This window comes from Anaerostipes faecis (genome assembly GCF_910574135.1).
GTDB lineage: Bacteria > Bacillota > Clostridia > Lachnospirales > Lachnospiraceae > Anaerostipes > Anaerostipes hominis.
Map to the genome: position 1 here is coordinate 86,403 of NZ_CAJSYK010000001.1, position 15,898 is coordinate 102,300.

Below are 15,898 nucleotides of genomic sequence, written 5' to 3' on the forward strand. Positions count from 1 at the left end.
CATTGTACCCTCATTCATCTATGGTACTTTGTGGCCCTTGACTGCCGTCCAGACCATAAACCACTGTTCCGGCGTCAGCCGGTATTTCAGCGCTTTGACCGGCCTCTCTGCCAATCCGATTTCTCCTGAACCTGTGATCGGAATCGGCTTTGCCGGATGTGAGAACAGCCATGCGAAGGCCACTTCATCGATGTCCTCCGCACCGATCTCCTCCCGGATGACTTCTAAAACCTCTCTGAGCCTTATTTCCTCTTCTCCCTGCCCGGTAAAGATCCTGCCTCCGGCAAGCGGAGACCAGAGCATCGGGTGAATTCTCTCCTCCAGACAAAGATTCATGACTCCGTTTTCCATATTTCCCATCCTGAGCGGAGAAAGTTCGATCTGATTGGTGATCAAAGGCACGGTGAGATAAGATTTCAGCAGACGGAATTCGTCCGGCAGAAAATTAGATACTCCAAAGGTCCTTACTTTTCCTTCCTTTAAAAGGATTTCAAACGCCCTGCTGATCTCTTCCGGGTCCATAAACGGACTCGGACGGTGCAGGAGCAATGTGTCCAGGTGATCGAGTCCCATATATTTCAAAGATTTCTCCACCTGTCCGATGATGTAGTCTGTACCGTAGTTATAATACTTGACACGTGCAGTTTCTGACTTGTAGACAATGCCGCACTTTGAAATGATCTGCATTTTGTCTCTGAGATCCGGCCTTTTTTTCATGGCTTCCCCGAATTTCTCTTCGACCGTGTAGTCCCCGTAAATGTCCGCATGATCCATCGTCGTAATCCCCAAATCCAGACATTCTTCCAGATAGCGGATCAGTTCATCAGTTGAAAGATTCCAGTCTAAAAGTCTCCAAAAACCAAGCACCACCCTGGAAAACTCAAGGCCTTCCGCCATTGTTACATATTCCATGCTTTACCTCCATATACATCGTCATTCTCCCAGGTCCCTCAGGACCTTAAGAATTTGTTCGTCAACAGCTTCCGGTTTGATCCCTGTCAGATAGTTAATGGCAAATACTGACGGTGTCGTTACTGTTTCAGGAACTCTCGTGCTTGCAACAATGAGGTCAAATTCCGAAGCCATCTTTTCTACCTCCACAATTTTCACCTGCTGTACTTTTACTTTAAATCCATTGTCCTCGCAGAGATTCTTTACCCGGTTGGCAATCACCGTGCTGGTAGCAATACCGCTCCCGCAGGCGATCAAAATATGGTATTCCTTCATGTCATCCACCTCCTTTCTTAATTTATTTTTAAAGACCGGTTTTCCGGTCCTTAAAATCATTTGGACAGATACTCCGCGGTATCCTGATCCGTGATCAATATATCGATATATCCTGCCTCCAGTGCGGATCTCACGGAGTCATATTTTTCTTCACTCTCTACCACACAGATTTTGTTGGGAATCCTTTTTAACTGTTCCTCGGTGATCCCTATGCATCTCTCAGTAATATTTTCACAGCATATATGGCTGTTCTTATCCAGAAAAACAACGGAGACAACGTCACAGATGGCATCCTCCTTTTCCAGCTGTCTTAAGTCTGCCTCAGAAATGTAGCCCGACTTTTTGATGCTGCTGTCCTTTGCCAGCGGATTGCCAAGGCTGAAAACCGCGTATTCTGCCTTGGCTGTGCGCTCGATTACACGTTTTACCTGGTTGTCATCTGTCAAAAATGCTTTCTCTTCTTTATTTTTCACAAGTGCTGGAGCAATCAGGGACAGCGATCTTCCTCCTGTTCTTTTTGCCAGGTTGGAAGCTATGGTCGTGGCGTGCATATCCAGTTCGCTCTGTCCGTGTCCGCCGATGATTGGTGAAAATAACAGCTCCGGATCATCCATCTTCTGTATATAATCCGGGATCAGACGCATCGTGGACCCCCACCCGACGGCGACTGTAGAGCCGGCTTCCAAATGCCGTTCCAGATAATAGGCCGCGGCGGAGGCCACCTGTTCTTTTGAAGAATTTCCGATGGAGGTGTCTACGATGACCACATCCTTTAACTTATATTTTCCTTTGATGTCCTGTTCCAGTTCCGGATAAACGCCGGAGTAATCTATGATAATCCTTACGATGCCTTCTTCCTTTGCCTTCTGGAGAATCCTGGACACTTTCATCCTGGACAATCCGGTCTGCTTTGCGATCTGCTGCTGGGTCATATTTTCTTCATAATACAGCTTGCTGATCATAGTCATAGTTCTTCTCTGCATATCCATGTCATCACCTCTTTTTGTTCATTTGAACATATACTGTTATTTTGTTCATCTTTATAATATAACACTTATGTAAAAAAGTCAATAAAATTTACTCACAGGAAAATTTTCTCAACAGCAAAATGAACAAGTCGCCTCCTCTTCTGGGCCCCTCACTCGTTGAGCGGATTTATAATTTTTCCAAAAAAATCAAAAAAGGATGTAAGTCCTGTTTTCTGTACAGTTCTCACATCCCTTTTCAGTTTTTTAGCGGTTCGTCCGCCGTCTAAGATTTCAAAAGTTTCTGGTATTCCGGGTGCTTTTCAAACCACCGCACCGCGTAGGAACAGGTCGGGATCACCTTCATTCCTCTTTCTTCCAGCTGTTCTGCCGCCGTTTCCAAAAGTTCTCCGGCCACATCTCACCTATAGAGCGATACTTTTTTACATGAATCTCTGCCTTGTTTTTCCCTGCCGCTTTTCTGCCCTTGTTGTACGCTGCTCTGCTTTTTATTTTTAGCAGCTCCGTAATATCTGTTTTTTCTTTTGCTGAAACCGGAACCAAAAGACTTCCCATTGCCAGAACAACAGACATCAAGATTCCTATCAACTGCTTGCATCTTATACTTATAACCATTCCTCCTGTCAACTTGTCTGTCTATTATAACAAAATCCAAGGAGAAATTTGTAACAAAACTGTGATGGATCTATTTCGAATCACTCTCTGGTGCCGCCGAATGTAAGCAGATAAACACCCTTCTTGACCTGGATGCCGATCCACGCTCCCTGCTCATCTGCATAAAATGTCCGGTACCACTTTGGTTTTCCCTCTTCTTTCACATTCTCTGCCTTAAAATCTGCCATGCTCCAGCCGGCCCCTGTAAGGACAGACCCGATAATCAGAAAAACCGCACTCATTATAAGACATTTCTTTTTTAAATTTCTGATCTTCATAGTTTTTTCCTCCTCATCCCGGTGATTATCCCTGCCAGCCATTTACTGAATCTGACAGTTACTTTCACGAAATATTTTCCTAAAATCCATGTCAGCAGGCCTGCCAGAATAAAAATACCCGCAGATGACATGCCAACGCCCAGCTGTATGACCCCTGCCGCAGAGTTCTGAAAAATGATCACTGCTGCGCCGCCCATACTGACTACCGACAGGATCAGGCCTGCCACTGAAACTGCTCCGGTACATATCGGAATACACCAGATAACAATGTAGGCAGACAGTACCAGCAAAACAGCAGACAGCACGAGACAGAATCCGGCAAGCACCAAAGATCCCCAGAGCGGAAAGCCAAGGACCAGCAGGACTGCGATTAATCCCTTCATCCCGCGGGACATCGGCGTCTTCATCTGTGTCTGCTGTTCCTCCAGAATCTCCTGTGCGATCTGCCCCGGAGAGCCGATCTGCCCCACCGCTTCCTCCTCTGTATATCCGTCTTCCATATAATCGTCAATGATTTCATTGTAATAGGAGAGCGATTTTTCTCTCTCACTCTTCCCAAGACTTTTTAAAAGCCGGTTAAGACTTCCTAAAAACTCTTCTTTACTCATGTTCTGCCGCTCCTTTCACAAACTCATAAATACCCATGATCTGCTGCCACTCATCCAAAAATTCTCTGATATGGTCTCTTCCCTTTTCTGTTATCCTGTAATACTTTCTGAGACGGCTGTTGTGTTCCACCGTGTAAGTATTCAGATGTCCACTGTTTTCCAGACGTTTCAGAATGGGGTACAGAGTTGACTCGGATATCTTAATACATCCCGATACATCTTTGATGATCTGGTAACCATAGGAGTCATCCTCACAGAGGGCAGCCAAAATACAAAACTCTAAAAACCCTTTTTTCAACTGTACATTCAATCTATCGCCTCCTTATGCATTATACTATATATTGCATAGTATAATGTGTCAAGAGGTAATTATAACTTCATTATAGATTAATCGGACAATAAACGAACAAAGTGGGCAAGCCCACTTCAACGCCCCAACCCCTCACTCTTTGAGGGGCTTGACAACTTTGCGTGCCAGATGCAATTTGCCGCAGGCAAATAATTTCCTTACGCATCTGTACACAACCCGCGGAGCGTTTTTATTTCATAGGGAAGGTCGTAGAACTTTCCTATGAAACGAAAAAAAGCCAGCGAAACCTTTTTCAAAGGCTCATTGGCTTTTCGCTTTTTATGTATTTTAATTACTGCAGATTCTTTCTGAAATCGGCAAACTCCCGGGCATCTGCCATGGCTGCCAGTGCTCCTTCTTTTGTCGTCGTGCAGGCCGCATACGCATTAGCAAAATCCAGATACTTCTTTAAAGTCCCCAAATCCACCGCTTCCAGATCCCTCACTTCATCCCTCAAAAGCTGGTATAAAAACGCTCCGATAAAGGAATCACCCGCTCCGGTCGTATCTCTTACGTCAATGGAATATCCGGGTGCTTCCGTCATTCCATGTTTCGTATAAATCTCCGCGCCGTCTTTTCCTTTTGTATAGATGACATACTTCGTCCTTCCGTTCAGCAGATCAGGCACTGCCTCCCTTATATCCGTATGTCCTGTGATAAACTCCAGCTCTTCATCCGAGATTTTTATGATATCCGCAAAAGGCAAAAATTCATTGACTGTCTCTTTCAGTTCCTGTAAATCGTCCCACAGGGAAAAACGGAGGTTTGGATCAAATGATACAAGCACGTCTTTGCCGTTAGCCATGTCAATTAATTTTTTATGTGCATCTTTCATCGGCGAATTCACCAAGTCTACGCTGCAGAAATGGATCATCCCGCAGTCATCCAGAACATCCGGCTCGATGTCATAGACACTATAACGCAGATCCGCGCTGTTCTTGCGGTAAAACTTAAAATCCCTGTTCCCGTCTGATGCCAGAGAGACAAAGGCGAGAGCCGTCTCTGCTTCTTTGTCCCTTTTGATATGGTTTGTGTCAATTCCAGCCTCATCAAGTACTTCAACTATATAATCACCAAAGGGATCGTCTCCAAGCTTTGTCAAAAACTTGGACGGAATCCCGAGCTTCGTCACCGCACCGGCTACATTGGCAGGAGCCCCTCCTGCTACCCTGGTAAAAGACGGTACATCCTTTAATCTCTGTCCTTTGACTTCCGGAATAAAATCAATCAGTGCCTCTCCAATTCCGCATAATTTTCTGGTCATTCTCTTTCTCCTATCTCCAGGGGCCGCAGGCAATAGATCTTCATGGTACCCGAACAGTCCCCGTCTATGCCAAGCTTTCCCTGGCTGCTGTATACCCTGGTGGTAAAGACTTCTTCACCGCCGTTTACAAAAATTTCAAGAGAAGTAGTGTCTGCGAAAATCCGCAGGTCTTTTAATTCATCCAATCCGGCACATCTTGTCGTCCTGCCCGCACCAAAATCCCCCAGATCAAGGGTGAGCAGTCCGTCACCATAGGACAAAGTGACACCTTTCTTTAAAGTCAGAACCATATCAGCACAATGTCTGAATCGAATCTCTGCTTCATACAGTTTTAGATTGCTCTCCATCCTGCCCTGTTCAGAAAATGTACAGATCAGTTCTCCTTTTCTCATCTGCTCCATCTCCTTTATGGGCTGCTGAATGATCCTTCCATCCTTTATGTGCAGTTCCCTTGGTATCGTCAGTGCGTGCTGCCATCCATGCTCAACTGTCGGATTCGCGTAACCGGCATCCGGAATCCCCATCCATCCGATCAGGATACGGCGTCCTTTCTCATCCTCAAAGGTCTGGGGCGCGTAAAAATCAAAGCCCCTGTCTAACTGCTGAAACTCCAGGTTATCGCAGATCTCATATGTCTTGTTCTCAAAGTCATAGTCAATCTTCACCGCTGTACACTGATGCACATTCTGATAGTCGATGCCTTTCGATTCTACCCCCTGAGGGCAGGTAATCAGCATCATCTGTCCGTCCAGCTCAAACAAGTCCGGACACTCCCACATATAGCCGAACGGTTCTTTCGGAACGATCCTGTCAAAATACTCCCAATGAGACAGATCCTTTGAATGAAACATCAGGATCAGTCCATGGCTGTCCATATCCCTGGCTCCCTGGACCATGTAGTAATCATCCCCTCGTTGGATGATCTTCGGATCTCGCACATGACAGCTCATATCTCCAGGATAATCGTCCGTGGTCATTAAAAGCTCTTTTTCAGAAAAATGATATCCGTCTTTGCTGGCCACATGAATCGTGTTGCTGCCCCGTCCTGAGTTGACGTAATCGTAATCATCCCTGTCAAAATACTTGATATTTCCTGTATAGAAATAGTGAATCGTATCCTCTTTTACAAAGGCGGAACCGGAGTAGACACCGTGGGCGTCAAACTCCGAATCCGGAAATAATGCCGGTCCTTCATCTATATAAGAAACAAAATCTTTTGTCGTATAATGCCCCCAAAGCTTCAGTTCTCCAGTCGGTTCAAACGGGGTGTACTGATAATAGATATGGTAGGTGCCGTGAAACTGGCACAGTCCGTTGGGATCGTTCAGCCATCCGGTCTTGGGCATCAGATGAAACTTAAGCCGCATCGGATCTTTCGCTGTCTCTTCTCTGTCACTTTCATGTTCAGCATACCACTTTTCATAGTCTTCTTTCAATACTTTATTATACTTCTTAAACATGATTTCCCTCTTATCTAACGATCATAACCTGTGTTTTTGTATCTGCACCAGTCTTTGGAATGACTTCCACCTGGCCGTCTCCCTCTGCCAGCGTCATCATAGTCTGAGCACTGTAGCCTTTTTCTTTCACGAGATCCATATCAAACGTAAGAATCTTGTCTCCCTGTTTTACCTTTGTTCCGGCTTCTACGAATGTCTCAAAGCCTTCCCCTTCCATTTTTACTGTGTCAATTCCCGCGTGAATCAGAAAACTCTTTCCTGTTTCTGTCTGAATCGCAATCGCATGTTTCGTCGGAAAGATCATAGTTACGGTACCGTCACACGGCGCGTAAACTGTGCCCTCAGAAGGATTGACGGCCACACCGTCCCCCATGGCTTTCGATGCGAATGCAGCATCCTCAGACTCTGTGATGTAAAGCACTTCCCCTTTCATCGGTGAGTAAAGCACTGTTTCTGCCTGTTCCGGCGCTTTCTCTCTTTCTTCAGAGGTCTGTACCGGTTTTACTGTTTTTTCGTTACCGCCAAGGTTATATTTTTTCCAGAACACAACCGTGAGTCCTGCTGAAATGACCATGGAGAGGATCAATCCGATCCCAAAGTGAAGGAAATGCTCCGGTTTCATTGATATAAATCCGGGAATTCCCGCTGCTCCCAATGCCTGTGCCAGTGTTCTTGTAGCTGCCGCATATGCACTTCCCACTGCGGTACCAATGATCGCCGCATAGAAAGGATATTTTAATTTCAATGTCACACCGAACATGGCCGGCTCCGTGATTCCCAATAATGCGGATACTCCGGATGCAGAACAGATAGACTTCTGTTTCTGATCTTTTGTGAGGAACAGGACTGCTAAAACTGCCGCTCCCTGTGCAACATTGTTCATACTTGCTGTCGTAAAGATGAAGCTTCCTCCGGTCACTGCCTTTGCGGCCAGAAGCTGAGTTTCGATGGCAATAAAGCTGTGGTGAAGTCCTGTCATCGTGATTGGTGCGTATACAAAACCAAAGAGTCCACCTCCCACAGCGCCAAGTGTATTGTAAACCCATGTGATGCCGTCTGCTAATAAGTCACCTGCTTCTCTTAATACCGGTCCCACACAGATGAATGTTAAAAATGCAGTCACGATAATAGAAAGCAATGGTGTCGTAAGATTGTCAAGCCAGGTAGGTGTTACTTTGTGCAGCCTTTTTTCGATCTGGGCCAGGATCCAGGAAACTGCCAGAACAGGAAGTACCGTTCCCTGATAACCGATCGCCTGAATGTTGAATCCGAAGATATCCCATACCGGTGCCTGCCCGATGCCGATCTGGTAAGCATTTAAAAGGTCTGGATGTACCATGATCATACCCATTGCCGCGCCTAAAAACGGATTGCCTCCAAACTTCTTCGTGGCGCTGAATCCGATCAGTACCGGAAGAAATGTAAACGGTGCGTTGGCAAATGTATTGACTGCCTGAGTCAGCCCCTTCCACTGTGGATATAATTCAATGATCGATCTGCCGTCAAACAATCCCGCAGTCAAAATATTGTTCAGTCCCATCAGAAGACCGCCTGCCACGATGGCCGGGATGATCGGGACAAAAATATCACTGAGCATCTTTACAAAACGCTGTACGACAGAGCCCTGCTTTTCTTCTTTCTCCTCTTCTCCTCCGGCTGAGGAGACATCCCCAATCTGTTTCTGTACTTCGTCACAGACCAGATTTACGAGTCCTGATCCAAAAATAATCTGGAACTGTGACTGGGTTAAAAAGACTCCTTTCACCCCTTCTAAGTCACTGATGGCCTCTTCATTTCTCAAGTCATTATTCTTCAGCTGAAAACGAAGCCTGGTCGCACAGTGTGCCACAGATTTGATATTCTCTTTTCCGCCCACGTTAGCGATGACCTGGCCTGCAATCTTTGCATAATCCATAGTTTTTTCTTATCCTCCTTACGATATTTATGGTATCGGTTCCATATTTGTATTATAGGACGATTCTATCTTTTCGTCAATACTTTTATGGTATCGGTTCCATAAAATTTTGCACAAAATTAAAGACTCCTGATTAGAAGTATTCAACAAAAACTAAATTATTGATGAATACTTTGCCTTGATTTGATCTGTCACTTCCTGATCTTCCAGCTCTCTTTCACTCTCCGGGACTTTTGTTTTTATCTTATTTAAAATACTATAGGTTTCCACTGCATAGAGCAGCCCTTCCTCCCTCCTTTTCTTTATGAAATTTATAAAATTCTTCTCCGTAGCTTTCATAATTTTGTCTCCTGTCCCCTGAACAGTTCCCGCCTTCACTCTATATTTTGTACGCAGACAGACTTTTCTGACAGAAAAAAAGGCCATAAGCTCCAGCTAAATCCGGATCTTATGGCCTTTTTGCAGTCCTATGTTCGATTTTTTACGCTCTTTCCTTCTATAAATTCATACTCTACGATCTGTTTTTTGGATACCGGTTCTTCTTTTATCATCTTGAGAATCGTTTCCGCCCCAAGATATCCCATCCCATACGAATCAAATTTCAGTGTCGTAAGCTCCGGCGTTAAAAGACTGCTCTCGTCATATCCACCAAATCCCACGACCGAAATATCTTCCGGAATTCGCAGTCCTTTCTCCTGCAAAACTTTATAGGCCCCGAACGCCAGGCGGTCAGTGGCGCAAACAATAGCGTCCGGCTTCATTTCCTCCAGGATCTCTCTCGTATTTTTCTGTCCTCCGAGAAAACTGTAATCACTCTTTTTTATCAGCGGATCATAAATTCCGAATGACGCAAGTCCGTCCAGAACTCCCTGACGCCTCCGGACACCTACGGCCTCATCGGTCTCATAAACGCCAATATATCCAACTTTCTTATGACCTGTCCTTCCGATATATTCTCCCACACATTTTCCTGCATTGTAATCATCGTCGATGATAGAAATCCCGTCTTCATAATCCTGAGCCAGGATAACAATGGGAATCTGTGTCTGTTCAAAAATATCGTGATGATCCTCTGTGATCGCAATAGAGCTGATCAAAATCCCATCTACATTTAGATGGATCAGCTTTTGTATGTTTAAAAGCTCCAGATCAATATCGTGATCCGAATTCTTGATCAGTGTTGTATAATTCCTGTCCCTTAAATACCGGTCAATGCTTGTGATGACACGGCTGGTAACCTTGGAATTCAGAGTGGGCACTACGACCCCGATCACATTGCTTTCCTTTGCCTTTAGCCTTGCGAATGTATTCGGCGCATAATTATATTCTTCGATTACTTTCTGGATCTTTTCCCTTGTAGCCTTTTTGACATATCCCCCATTAAAATAACGGGAAACCGTGCTTTTTGTCACTCCCGCCATCTCTGCCACAACAGCCATTGTTATTTTTTTTGGCATTGTGTATCCTGCCTTTCTCTCATACTTGATTTTATTGTAAGATGATTTTCCGGATTGTGCAACCGGAATCCGGTTTCTTTCTGTTTTCTTTGACATTTTATTATTTGTGTAATATATTACATATAGGAGGTGCTTTGACTATGAAATTGGAAGATTACGACAGCAGACACCTGCTGTTTGCAGCATTATTTACGACCAGCAACCGGCTCCAGTCGATCGGAGACCGCTTTTATGAAGAGATCACGTCAAAACAATGGTTTCTTCTGGCTGCTCTCAATACCTTTGAGTATGCCCCAACCTTTAATGAGCTTTCCTCCCTGATGGGCAGTTCCCACCAGAATGTAAAGCAGATCGCTTTAAAACTTCAGCAGAAGGGTTATGCAGAAATAGAAACAGACCCCGACGACCGCCGCAAAAGCCGGGTTCGCCTTGGCAGAAAGGCCGAGTCACTGCAGTCTGCATATGCCTCAAAGGAAGAAGATTTTATGGATCTTTTATACAAGGGTATCTCAGAATCACAGCTGAAAACTACACTGGAAACCCTGAATACTATGATGAAAAACATGGAGGAATGTAATATATGAAGAAAACCGCAGTTGTCTACGGGTCCGTTTACGGTTCCACAAAGCAGTACGCACAGTGGATTGCCGACGCCTTGTCCGCAGATCTATATGAAAATAAAAGTCTGGACATTTCTGTCCTGGAGCCTTATGACATTATTATTTACGGCGGCGGCCTTTATGCCGGAGGAGTCACCGGTATTTCCCTGATCTCCCGCCATCCTGAATTTATTCAGAAGAAAAAAGTGTTTTTATTCACTTGCGGAATTGCCGATCCTGCGAAACCTGAAAACATAGAACATATTTTAAAAAACTTAGATTCAGTTTTCACCGGTAAATTAAAAGAACAGATTTCTTCTTACCATTTCAGAGGAAGAATGGATTATGAACGGCTCAGCACAAAGCACCGGGTCATGATGTGGATGATGAAAAAAATGCTCTCAAAGAAAAAACCTGAGGAGCGGACGGAAGAAGATCAGGGAATCCTTGACACTTATGGGACACTGGTTGACTTTACCGACCGGAGCAGCATCATTCCTCTGGTGCAGGATGCCAGTCAATATATCTAAAAATTCCAAGAAAAGATCCTCTTAATCAAAAATTAGAAACATGGGAAAATAAAGAGGAAAAAAAATGCAATTAAACTGCGAATATTCACCAATTATTTCAGAATTTTCGTCAAAAACTCTGAAATTAAGCCATAAAACAGGGATACGCCTGTACAATACAAGTGTATCCCGTAAAATTTTATTCTGTTTCTGCTGCTTCCCGGTTTTTTACCTGTTCTTCCTGCATATTGTCTTTTTGTAAATAGATTCCTGCCAGAATAGTTCCTGAAATTGAGTGCCATACACAGGATACAGCACTGGCCATAGCCGCCTGAGGTGCCGCAGCAAAATGGGCTGTCGCCAGATTTGTAGCAAGTCCCGCATTCTGCATTCCGACTTCAATAGAAATTGTGCGTTTCTTTGCTGTGTTCATTCCTGTCAGTTTGCCGACTCCATAGCCAAGGGCATATCCAAGGCTGTTGTGCAGCAAGACTGCAATAAATATCACAGCACCGGATTTAAAGAAATTCGCTCCCTGAAGTGCAATGACGCCTCCGACGATCAATGCCAGTCCGATTACTGATATTCCCGGCATGACCTGCTGTGCTTCTTTGAATGCTTCCTTTTTGCCAAACAACGTATTCAGTATAAATCCGAGCAGGACTGGAAGCAGCACAGATTTCACGATCGAAATGAACATGGAAGCGGCGTTGACTTCGATCCTCGCTCCTGCCAAAAACAGTACCATCATCGGTGTCATGACCGGTGACAAAAGCGTGGAAGCCGTAGTCATTCCCACGGAAAACGGCACATCCCCATGGCATAAGTATGACATGATATTAGATGATACCCCTCCCGGGCAGCACCCGACGAGAATTAATCCGATGGCGATCTCATTGGGCAGGCGCAGGATAGTCGAAATCCCATAAGCAAGGAACGGCATTATCAGATACTGTGCCACTGCTCCGATAAAGATATCCAGCGGGCGTTTTGCCAACACTTTGAAGTCCTCTGTCGTCAATGTCAATCCCATCGTAAACATGATGACTCCAAGTACAAGGCTCTGATTATTTCCCTGTACCCAGGAGAAAACATCCGGGACAAAGAAGGCTGCGATTGCCACTAAAATGACAAAAACAGACGTTTTGCTGGACAGCATACTGCTGATTTTTTGTAAGGTTTTCATATGTATCCTCCATCTTTCATATATAAGTCTATTGGATATTTTATTCTAATGAACAGAATGTGTCAAGAAAAGGAAATACGTATATTATTGAAAAATCCAGGACTTTCAGCCTCCCATGGAATGTTCTTAGCCTGAGATGCCTGAGCAAGACAAAACAAAATCTCTCCTTCATCCGGGTCCTCAGCATAAAAGCCTGCCATAATTCGTAGCTTTTTTCAGCCCCTTATTCTCCAGCAGAACTGAAAGAATGGTACGGTCCCCCTCTGTTCTGCCAGCTCGCTTAACGGCTCCACGTAAAATTCCTCATAAAGTCTCTTAATCTGCTCATTTTCATGGCTTATCCGAAGACCTCACCTTATCAATCATTTTTCTGGCATTTCCTGTGCCGTAGATCACTGCCACGTTGACTGTGAGACCGCCGATATCAAGGCTTGCCTCCTTAACTCCTTCCATGACCCTCAAGTCTTCTTTCTTGCAGTAATCTCCTAGTATTCGTATGTCTCAGTGATACTCTCGACCGGACGGACATTGGCACACTGCCCGCAGCTGATACATTTTTCCTCATGTCTCATGATAGACGGATTATCTTGATCGATCGGTACTCTTACATCGACTGGCAAATGTTTACTCATTGGTTTTTCCTCTTGTAATATGCAATAAACAGTAAAAATTACTATTATTATATATTATTTTCCAGGAGAGCACAATGTTTATTTGCAATATCCTGTCTGAAAATCAACTACATGAAGCAATTCTTCTCCGCTCAGATATCTTCTGACATTTTCCACTGCGATGTCTGCGATAAAATCCAGTGTCTGCGGAAGATGGAAGTCCCCTGAAATATGAGGTGTGATTACTGCATTTTTAATATTCCACAGGCGGTGTTCCTGGGGCAGAGGTTCCGGATCTGTTACATCCAGTCCCGCGGCATAGATCTCTCCCGTGATCAGAGCATTGCACAGCGCCTCCGTATCCACGGCATTTCCGCGGCCTGCATTGAGAAAGACAGCGGTCTTCTTCATTGTCCTGAACTGCTGCTTTCCGAACACACCCCGCGTTACCGGTGTATTTGGCAGAATAGAGACGACAACATCAGCCTTTGGGAGCAGCTCATCGAGTTCCTCCATGGTGTGCAGTTCATCCACTCCCTCCGGACACTCTCCCTTCCTTCTCTTAATCCCGATCACATAGGAATCCAGCCCTTTCATCAATTTAGCAAATGACAGCCCGATATCTCCGAGTCCCGCGATCAGCACCGTATTTCCGGTCAGTGAGAGGACCTGCCCTTCATCGGACCAGTCGCAGCGGTTCTGGTTATCCCGGTATACGTGAAGTTTCTTTTGTATAGACATGAGCACGGCAAACAGATGCTCCCCCACGGCTTTTCCATAGGCGCCGGTAGCGCTGGTCATGATTGTATTGTCATTTAAAATATTCACGCCCATATAAGCATCGGTCCCGGAAGAATTCAGCTGCAAAAGTTCCAGATTTTTTGACATGCCGATCATCCATGCGGGGACATTTCCGATGATGATATTTGCTTCCTGCACCATTTCTCTGTCCACATCCTCATAAGAAGAATACCTAATATCACATCCTTCGGAAACCTCTCTTAACTTCTCTTTATATGTATCACTCATCGGAACAACGGTCAAAATCTTTTTCTTTGTCATAATGATTCTCCTATCCTGTTTTATTTTTAGGGATTTTATTATATCATAAGGCATGGAGGAAAAAATATGAACCCGAAAAAGAAAATTTTGATTATCGGCTCCTCTGTGGCCGATGTAATTATAAATGTCAAAAAACTCCCGGCACCCGGGGAAGATGTGCATATCTTAGATCAGCATCTCTGTATCGGCGGATGTGCTTTTAATGTATCCGATATCATCCGGCATTTCCAGGTGCCTCACCTGTTGTTTTCTCCGGCCGGCACCGGGATCTATGGAGATTTTGTCAGAGAAGAATGGAGAAAGCGTGGAGTTGCCCCTGTCCTGCCTGTCCCTGATCTTGAAAACGGCTGCTGCTACTGTTTTGTCGACCAGACAGGCGAACGGACTTTTGCTTCTTACCACGGAGCCGAATATCTGTTTCAGAAAGAGTGGTTTGATCTGATTGATGCTTCCGACTATGACACAGCCTATATCTGTGGACTGGAAATCGAAGAAAAAACCGGAGAACACATCGTTTCGTTTTTAGAACAGCAGCCGCATATGGACATCTATTATGCGCCGGGTCCAAGGATTGACAAACAGCCGAAAGATCTGATGAAACGCCTTTTTGCACTTCAACCTGTAGTACATTTGAATGAGGCAGAGGCCTTCATGCTGTCCGGCGAAACAACGGCAGAACATGCCGCACAGTCCATCAGCAGATTGACCGGACAGGATATAGTGATCACTCTGGGCAAAGACGGAGCATACTGCCTGGAAAACGGAAATGGATTATTTCTTCCGTCCAGAAGTGCAAAACAAATGGACGCCACCGGAGCCGGTGACGCCCACATAGGAGCTGTAATGGCACTTAGAAAACTCGGAGCTTCACTTTCCGACGCGGTCCGCAGGGCCAATCTGATCTCCGCGGCGGTCGTCGAAAAAAAGGGAGCTTCTTTGGATCATCAGTCATTTTTACAATGCCTCAATAGATAATCGTCCCATAGCTTTCAAATGCTTCTTTCATTTCATCGGACAGCGGTTCATCCAGGATAAAGCCGTCGAAGTCTCCGATTTTTGCATACGAACAAATGGTACGTTTTCCGATCTTGGACGTATCGCATACGAGATAATTCTGATCTGCCGCGGCCATCATTTCCTTTTTGATCTCTGCCTGATCCATATTTGGTGTGGTGACGCCCTTGGTCAGTGACACACCGTCCGATGACATGAATGCCTTTTCTACCGAAATATGTTCAAGAAATTTCATGCCCATGCTGCCCACTGTGCTTTCAAAGGCTGTCCGCACATGCCCTCCGATCAGGATCAGATAGACGCCCTCCATTTTTTGAAGTTCCATGGCAGCAGGCAGGTCATTGGTCACGACCGTAAGCTTTTTTGCATCCTTTAAGAGTTTTGCAAGCTCCAGCATGGTCGTTCCGCTGTCCAGAAGGATCGTGTCTCCATCCTTAATCATGCTCCTGGCCTTTGCCGCTGCTTTCTGCTTTTCTCTCAGACATTTCTGCTTTCTTGCGGCAATGGATTCTTCCACATTTAAAATATCTTCGTTCAGCAGAGCCCCTCCGTGGGTCCTTGTAAGCCTCCCGGCATTTTCCAGTTCCATCAGATAGGTGCGGACCGTCGTTCCGCTCACATGAAACCGCTCAGAAAGTTCGGCGCTGCTCACCCTTTTATTTTCTTTCAAAAGCCTCATGATCTCTTCTTTTCGTTCTTCTGCAAACATACGGTCCTCC

22 protein-coding genes are annotated in these 15,898 nt (G+C 45.1%); 3 read left to right on the forward strand and 19 right to left on the reverse strand.

All coding sequences use genetic code 11. The features are described from left to right. Nucleotides 1-18: 18 nt before the first annotated feature. The 13 genes from QGT46_RS00430 to QGT46_RS00490 form a co-directional block, all read right to left on the reverse strand. On the reverse strand, nucleotides 19-912 hold the full coding sequence (locus tag QGT46_RS00430) for an aldo/keto reductase (protein ID WP_148458893.1): 894 nt from the start codon (nucleotides 910-912) through the stop codon (nucleotides 19-21). Nucleotides 913-933: 21 nt separating this feature from the next. Beyond that, nucleotides 934-1,227, reverse strand: a complete 294-nt coding sequence (locus QGT46_RS00435; protein ID WP_024728232.1) for a PTS sugar transporter subunit IIB — start codon at nucleotides 1,225-1,227, stop codon at nucleotides 934-936. A gap of 56 nt (nucleotides 1,228-1,283) precedes the next feature. Further along, a complete protein-coding gene (locus tag QGT46_RS00440; RefSeq protein WP_148458894.1) occupies nucleotides 1,284-2,216 on the reverse strand; it encodes a sugar-binding transcriptional regulator in 933 nt (310 codons plus the stop codon). Between the two features lie 262 nt (nucleotides 2,217-2,478). Next, nucleotides 2,479-2,559, reverse strand: a complete 81-nt coding sequence (locus QGT46_RS17170; RefSeq protein WP_301589269.1) for an N-acetyltransferase — start codon at nucleotides 2,557-2,559, stop codon at nucleotides 2,479-2,481. Beyond that, nucleotides 2,556-2,786 carry a hypothetical protein gene (locus tag QGT46_RS00450; protein WP_301589276.1) on the reverse strand — a complete coding sequence of 77 codons (231 nt, stop codon included), beginning with the start codon at nucleotides 2,784-2,786 and terminating at the stop codon, nucleotides 2,556-2,558. Before QGT46_RS00450 ends, QGT46_RS17170 begins: the two co-directional genes overlap by 4 nt. A gap of 122 nt (nucleotides 2,787-2,908) precedes the next feature. Beyond that, entirely contained in the window at nucleotides 2,909-3,145 is a 237-nt protein-coding gene (locus tag QGT46_RS00455; protein WP_024728235.1) for a hypothetical protein, read from the reverse strand. Next, complete coding sequence (locus tag QGT46_RS00460; RefSeq protein ID WP_148458895.1) at nucleotides 3,142-3,753, reverse strand: DUF1700 domain-containing protein; 612 nt, start codon at nucleotides 3,751-3,753, stop codon at nucleotides 3,142-3,144. Before QGT46_RS00460 ends, QGT46_RS00455 begins: the two co-directional genes overlap by 4 nt. Continuing rightward, nucleotides 3,746-4,063 carry a PadR family transcriptional regulator gene (locus QGT46_RS00465; RefSeq protein WP_148458896.1) on the reverse strand — a complete coding sequence of 106 codons (318 nt, stop codon included), beginning with the start codon at nucleotides 4,061-4,063 and terminating at the stop codon, nucleotides 3,746-3,748. Before QGT46_RS00465 ends, QGT46_RS00460 begins: the two co-directional genes overlap by 8 nt. 331 nt (nucleotides 4,064-4,394) lie before the next feature. Then, nucleotides 4,395-5,366 (reverse strand): carbohydrate kinase family protein, encoded by a 972-nt coding sequence (locus tag QGT46_RS00470; protein ID WP_148458897.1) that lies wholly within the window; start codon nucleotides 5,364-5,366, stop codon nucleotides 4,395-4,397. Next, on the reverse strand, nucleotides 5,363-6,826 hold the full coding sequence (locus QGT46_RS00475) for a glycoside hydrolase family 32 protein (protein WP_148458898.1): 1,464 nt from the start codon (nucleotides 6,824-6,826) through the stop codon (nucleotides 5,363-5,365). The genes QGT46_RS00470 and QGT46_RS00475 overlap by 4 nt, the downstream gene beginning before the upstream one ends. Before the next feature lie 10 nt (nucleotides 6,827-6,836). Then, entirely contained in the window at nucleotides 6,837-8,741 is a 1,905-nt protein-coding gene (locus QGT46_RS00480) for a sucrose-specific PTS transporter subunit IIBC (protein ID WP_148458899.1), read from the reverse strand. Nucleotides 8,742-8,894: 153 nt separating this feature from the next. Then, nucleotides 8,895-9,080, reverse strand: coding sequence for a hypothetical protein (locus QGT46_RS00485; protein WP_235824532.1), 186 nt, complete (start codon nucleotides 9,078-9,080; stop codon nucleotides 8,895-8,897). 128 nt (nucleotides 9,081-9,208) lie between these two features. Beyond that, nucleotides 9,209-10,198, reverse strand: coding sequence for a LacI family DNA-binding transcriptional regulator (locus tag QGT46_RS00490; RefSeq protein ID WP_270431176.1), 990 nt, complete (start codon nucleotides 10,196-10,198; stop codon nucleotides 9,209-9,211). 140 nt (nucleotides 10,199-10,338) lie between these two features. On the opposite strand from QGT46_RS00490, the gene QGT46_RS00495 reads away from it, so the two are divergent. Further along, entirely contained in the window at nucleotides 10,339-10,782 is a 444-nt protein-coding gene (locus QGT46_RS00495) for a MarR family winged helix-turn-helix transcriptional regulator (protein WP_148458901.1), read from the forward strand. After that, on the forward strand, nucleotides 10,779-11,327 hold the full coding sequence (locus tag QGT46_RS00500; RefSeq protein ID WP_148458902.1) for a flavodoxin domain-containing protein: 549 nt from the start codon (nucleotides 10,779-10,781) through the stop codon (nucleotides 11,325-11,327). Before QGT46_RS00495 ends, QGT46_RS00500 begins: the two co-directional genes overlap by 4 nt. Nucleotides 11,328-11,505: 178 nt before the next feature. Here the strand turns inward: QGT46_RS00500 and QGT46_RS00505 are convergent, their stop codons facing one another. The 5 genes from QGT46_RS00505 to QGT46_RS00525 all read right to left on the reverse strand — a co-directional run bounded on the left by QGT46_RS00505 (nucleotide 11,506) and on the right by QGT46_RS00525 (nucleotide 14,165). Then, a complete protein-coding gene (locus QGT46_RS00505) occupies nucleotides 11,506-12,492 on the reverse strand; it encodes a bile acid:sodium symporter family protein (protein WP_148458903.1) in 987 nt (328 codons plus the stop codon). A 215-nt stretch (nucleotides 12,493-12,707) separates the two neighbouring features. Continuing rightward, nucleotides 12,708-12,833, reverse strand: a complete 126-nt coding sequence (locus tag QGT46_RS17455) for an iron hydrogenase small subunit (RefSeq protein ID WP_334298281.1) — start codon at nucleotides 12,831-12,833, stop codon at nucleotides 12,708-12,710. Next, entirely contained in the window at nucleotides 12,823-12,945 is a 123-nt protein-coding gene (locus tag QGT46_RS00515; protein ID WP_301589065.1) for a hypothetical protein, read from the reverse strand. Before QGT46_RS00515 ends, QGT46_RS17455 begins: the two co-directional genes overlap by 11 nt. 32 nt (nucleotides 12,946-12,977) lie before the next feature. Continuing rightward, nucleotides 12,978-13,124, reverse strand: coding sequence for a 4Fe-4S binding protein (locus QGT46_RS00520; RefSeq protein ID WP_148458904.1), 147 nt, complete (start codon nucleotides 13,122-13,124; stop codon nucleotides 12,978-12,980). A 78-nt stretch (nucleotides 13,125-13,202) separates the two neighbouring features. Further along, a complete protein-coding gene (locus tag QGT46_RS00525; RefSeq protein ID WP_024728246.1) occupies nucleotides 13,203-14,165 on the reverse strand; it encodes a D-2-hydroxyacid dehydrogenase in 963 nt (320 codons plus the stop codon). Between the two features lie 66 nt (nucleotides 14,166-14,231). On the opposite strand from QGT46_RS00525, the gene QGT46_RS00530 reads away from it, so the two are divergent. Then, on the forward strand, nucleotides 14,232-15,140 hold the full coding sequence (locus QGT46_RS00530) for a PfkB family carbohydrate kinase (protein WP_148458905.1): 909 nt from the start codon (nucleotides 14,232-14,234) through the stop codon (nucleotides 15,138-15,140). Here QGT46_RS00530 and QGT46_RS00535 read toward each other — a convergent pair. Further along, on the reverse strand, nucleotides 15,130-15,888 hold the full coding sequence (locus QGT46_RS00535) for a DeoR/GlpR family DNA-binding transcription regulator (protein ID WP_024728248.1): 759 nt from the start codon (nucleotides 15,886-15,888) through the stop codon (nucleotides 15,130-15,132). The two genes, QGT46_RS00530 and QGT46_RS00535, sit on opposite strands and share 11 nt — an antisense overlap. Nucleotides 15,889-15,898 lie beyond the last annotated feature (10 nt).

Bases quoted from the DNA above. Each gene is read 5' to 3' on its own strand.
- QGT46_RS00430 (WP_148458893.1), bottom strand. From the start codon at position 912: ATGGAATATGTAACAATGGCGGAAGGCCTTGAGTTTTCCAGGGTGGTG.
- QGT46_RS00435 (WP_024728232.1), bottom strand. From the start codon at position 1,227: ATGAAGGAATACCATATTTTGATCGCCTGCGGGAGCGGTATTGCTACC.
- QGT46_RS00440 (WP_148458894.1), bottom strand. From the start codon at position 2,216: ATGGATATGCAGAGAAGAACTATGACTATGATCAGCAAGCTGTATTAT.
- QGT46_RS17170 (WP_301589269.1), bottom strand. From the start codon at position 2,559: ATGAAGGTGATCCCGACCTGTTCCTACGCGGTGCGGTGGTTTGAAAAG.
- QGT46_RS00450 (WP_301589276.1), bottom strand. From the start codon at position 2,786: ATGTCTGTTGTTCTGGCAATGGGAAGTCTTTTGGTTCCGGTTTCAGCA.
- QGT46_RS00455 (WP_024728235.1), bottom strand. From the start codon at position 3,145: ATGAAGATCAGAAATTTAAAAAAGAAATGTCTTATAATGAGTGCGGTT.
- QGT46_RS00460 (WP_148458895.1), bottom strand. From the start codon at position 3,753: ATGAGTAAAGAAGAGTTTTTAGGAAGTCTTAACCGGCTTTTAAAAAGT.
- QGT46_RS00470 (WP_148458897.1), bottom strand. From the start codon at position 5,366: ATGACCAGAAAATTATGCGGAATTGGAGAGGCACTGATTGATTTTATT.
- QGT46_RS00475 (WP_148458898.1), bottom strand. From the start codon at position 6,826: ATGTTTAAGAAGTATAATAAAGTATTGAAAGAAGACTATGAAAAGTGG.
- QGT46_RS00480 (WP_148458899.1), bottom strand. From the start codon at position 8,741: ATGGATTATGCAAAGATTGCAGGCCAGGTCATCGCTAACGTGGGCGGA.
- QGT46_RS00485 (WP_235824532.1), bottom strand. From the start codon at position 9,080: ATGAAAGCTACGGAGAAGAATTTTATAAATTTCATAAAGAAAAGGAGG.
- QGT46_RS00490 (WP_270431176.1), bottom strand. From the start codon at position 10,198: ATGCCAAAAAAAATAACAATGGCTGTTGTGGCAGAGATGGCGGGAGTG.
- QGT46_RS00495 (WP_148458901.1), top strand. From the start codon at position 10,339: ATGAAATTGGAAGATTACGACAGCAGACACCTGCTGTTTGCAGCATTA.
- QGT46_RS00500 (WP_148458902.1), top strand. From the start codon at position 10,779: ATGAAGAAAACCGCAGTTGTCTACGGGTCCGTTTACGGTTCCACAAAG.
- QGT46_RS00505 (WP_148458903.1), bottom strand. From the start codon at position 12,492: ATGAAAACCTTACAAAAAATCAGCAGTATGCTGTCCAGCAAAACGTCT.
- QGT46_RS00515 (WP_301589065.1), bottom strand. From the start codon at position 12,945: ATGGAAGGAGTTAAGGAGGCAAGCCTTGATATCGGCGGTCTCACAGTC.
- QGT46_RS00520 (WP_148458904.1), bottom strand. From the start codon at position 13,124: ATGAGTAAACATTTGCCAGTCGATGTAAGAGTACCGATCGATCAAGAT.
- QGT46_RS00525 (WP_024728246.1), bottom strand. From the start codon at position 14,165: ATGACAAAGAAAAAGATTTTGACCGTTGTTCCGATGAGTGATACATAT.
- QGT46_RS00530 (WP_148458905.1), top strand. From the start codon at position 14,232: ATGAACCCGAAAAAGAAAATTTTGATTATCGGCTCCTCTGTGGCCGAT.
- QGT46_RS00535 (WP_024728248.1), bottom strand. From the start codon at position 15,888: ATGTTTGCAGAAGAACGAAAAGAAGAGATCATGAGGCTTTTGAAAGAA.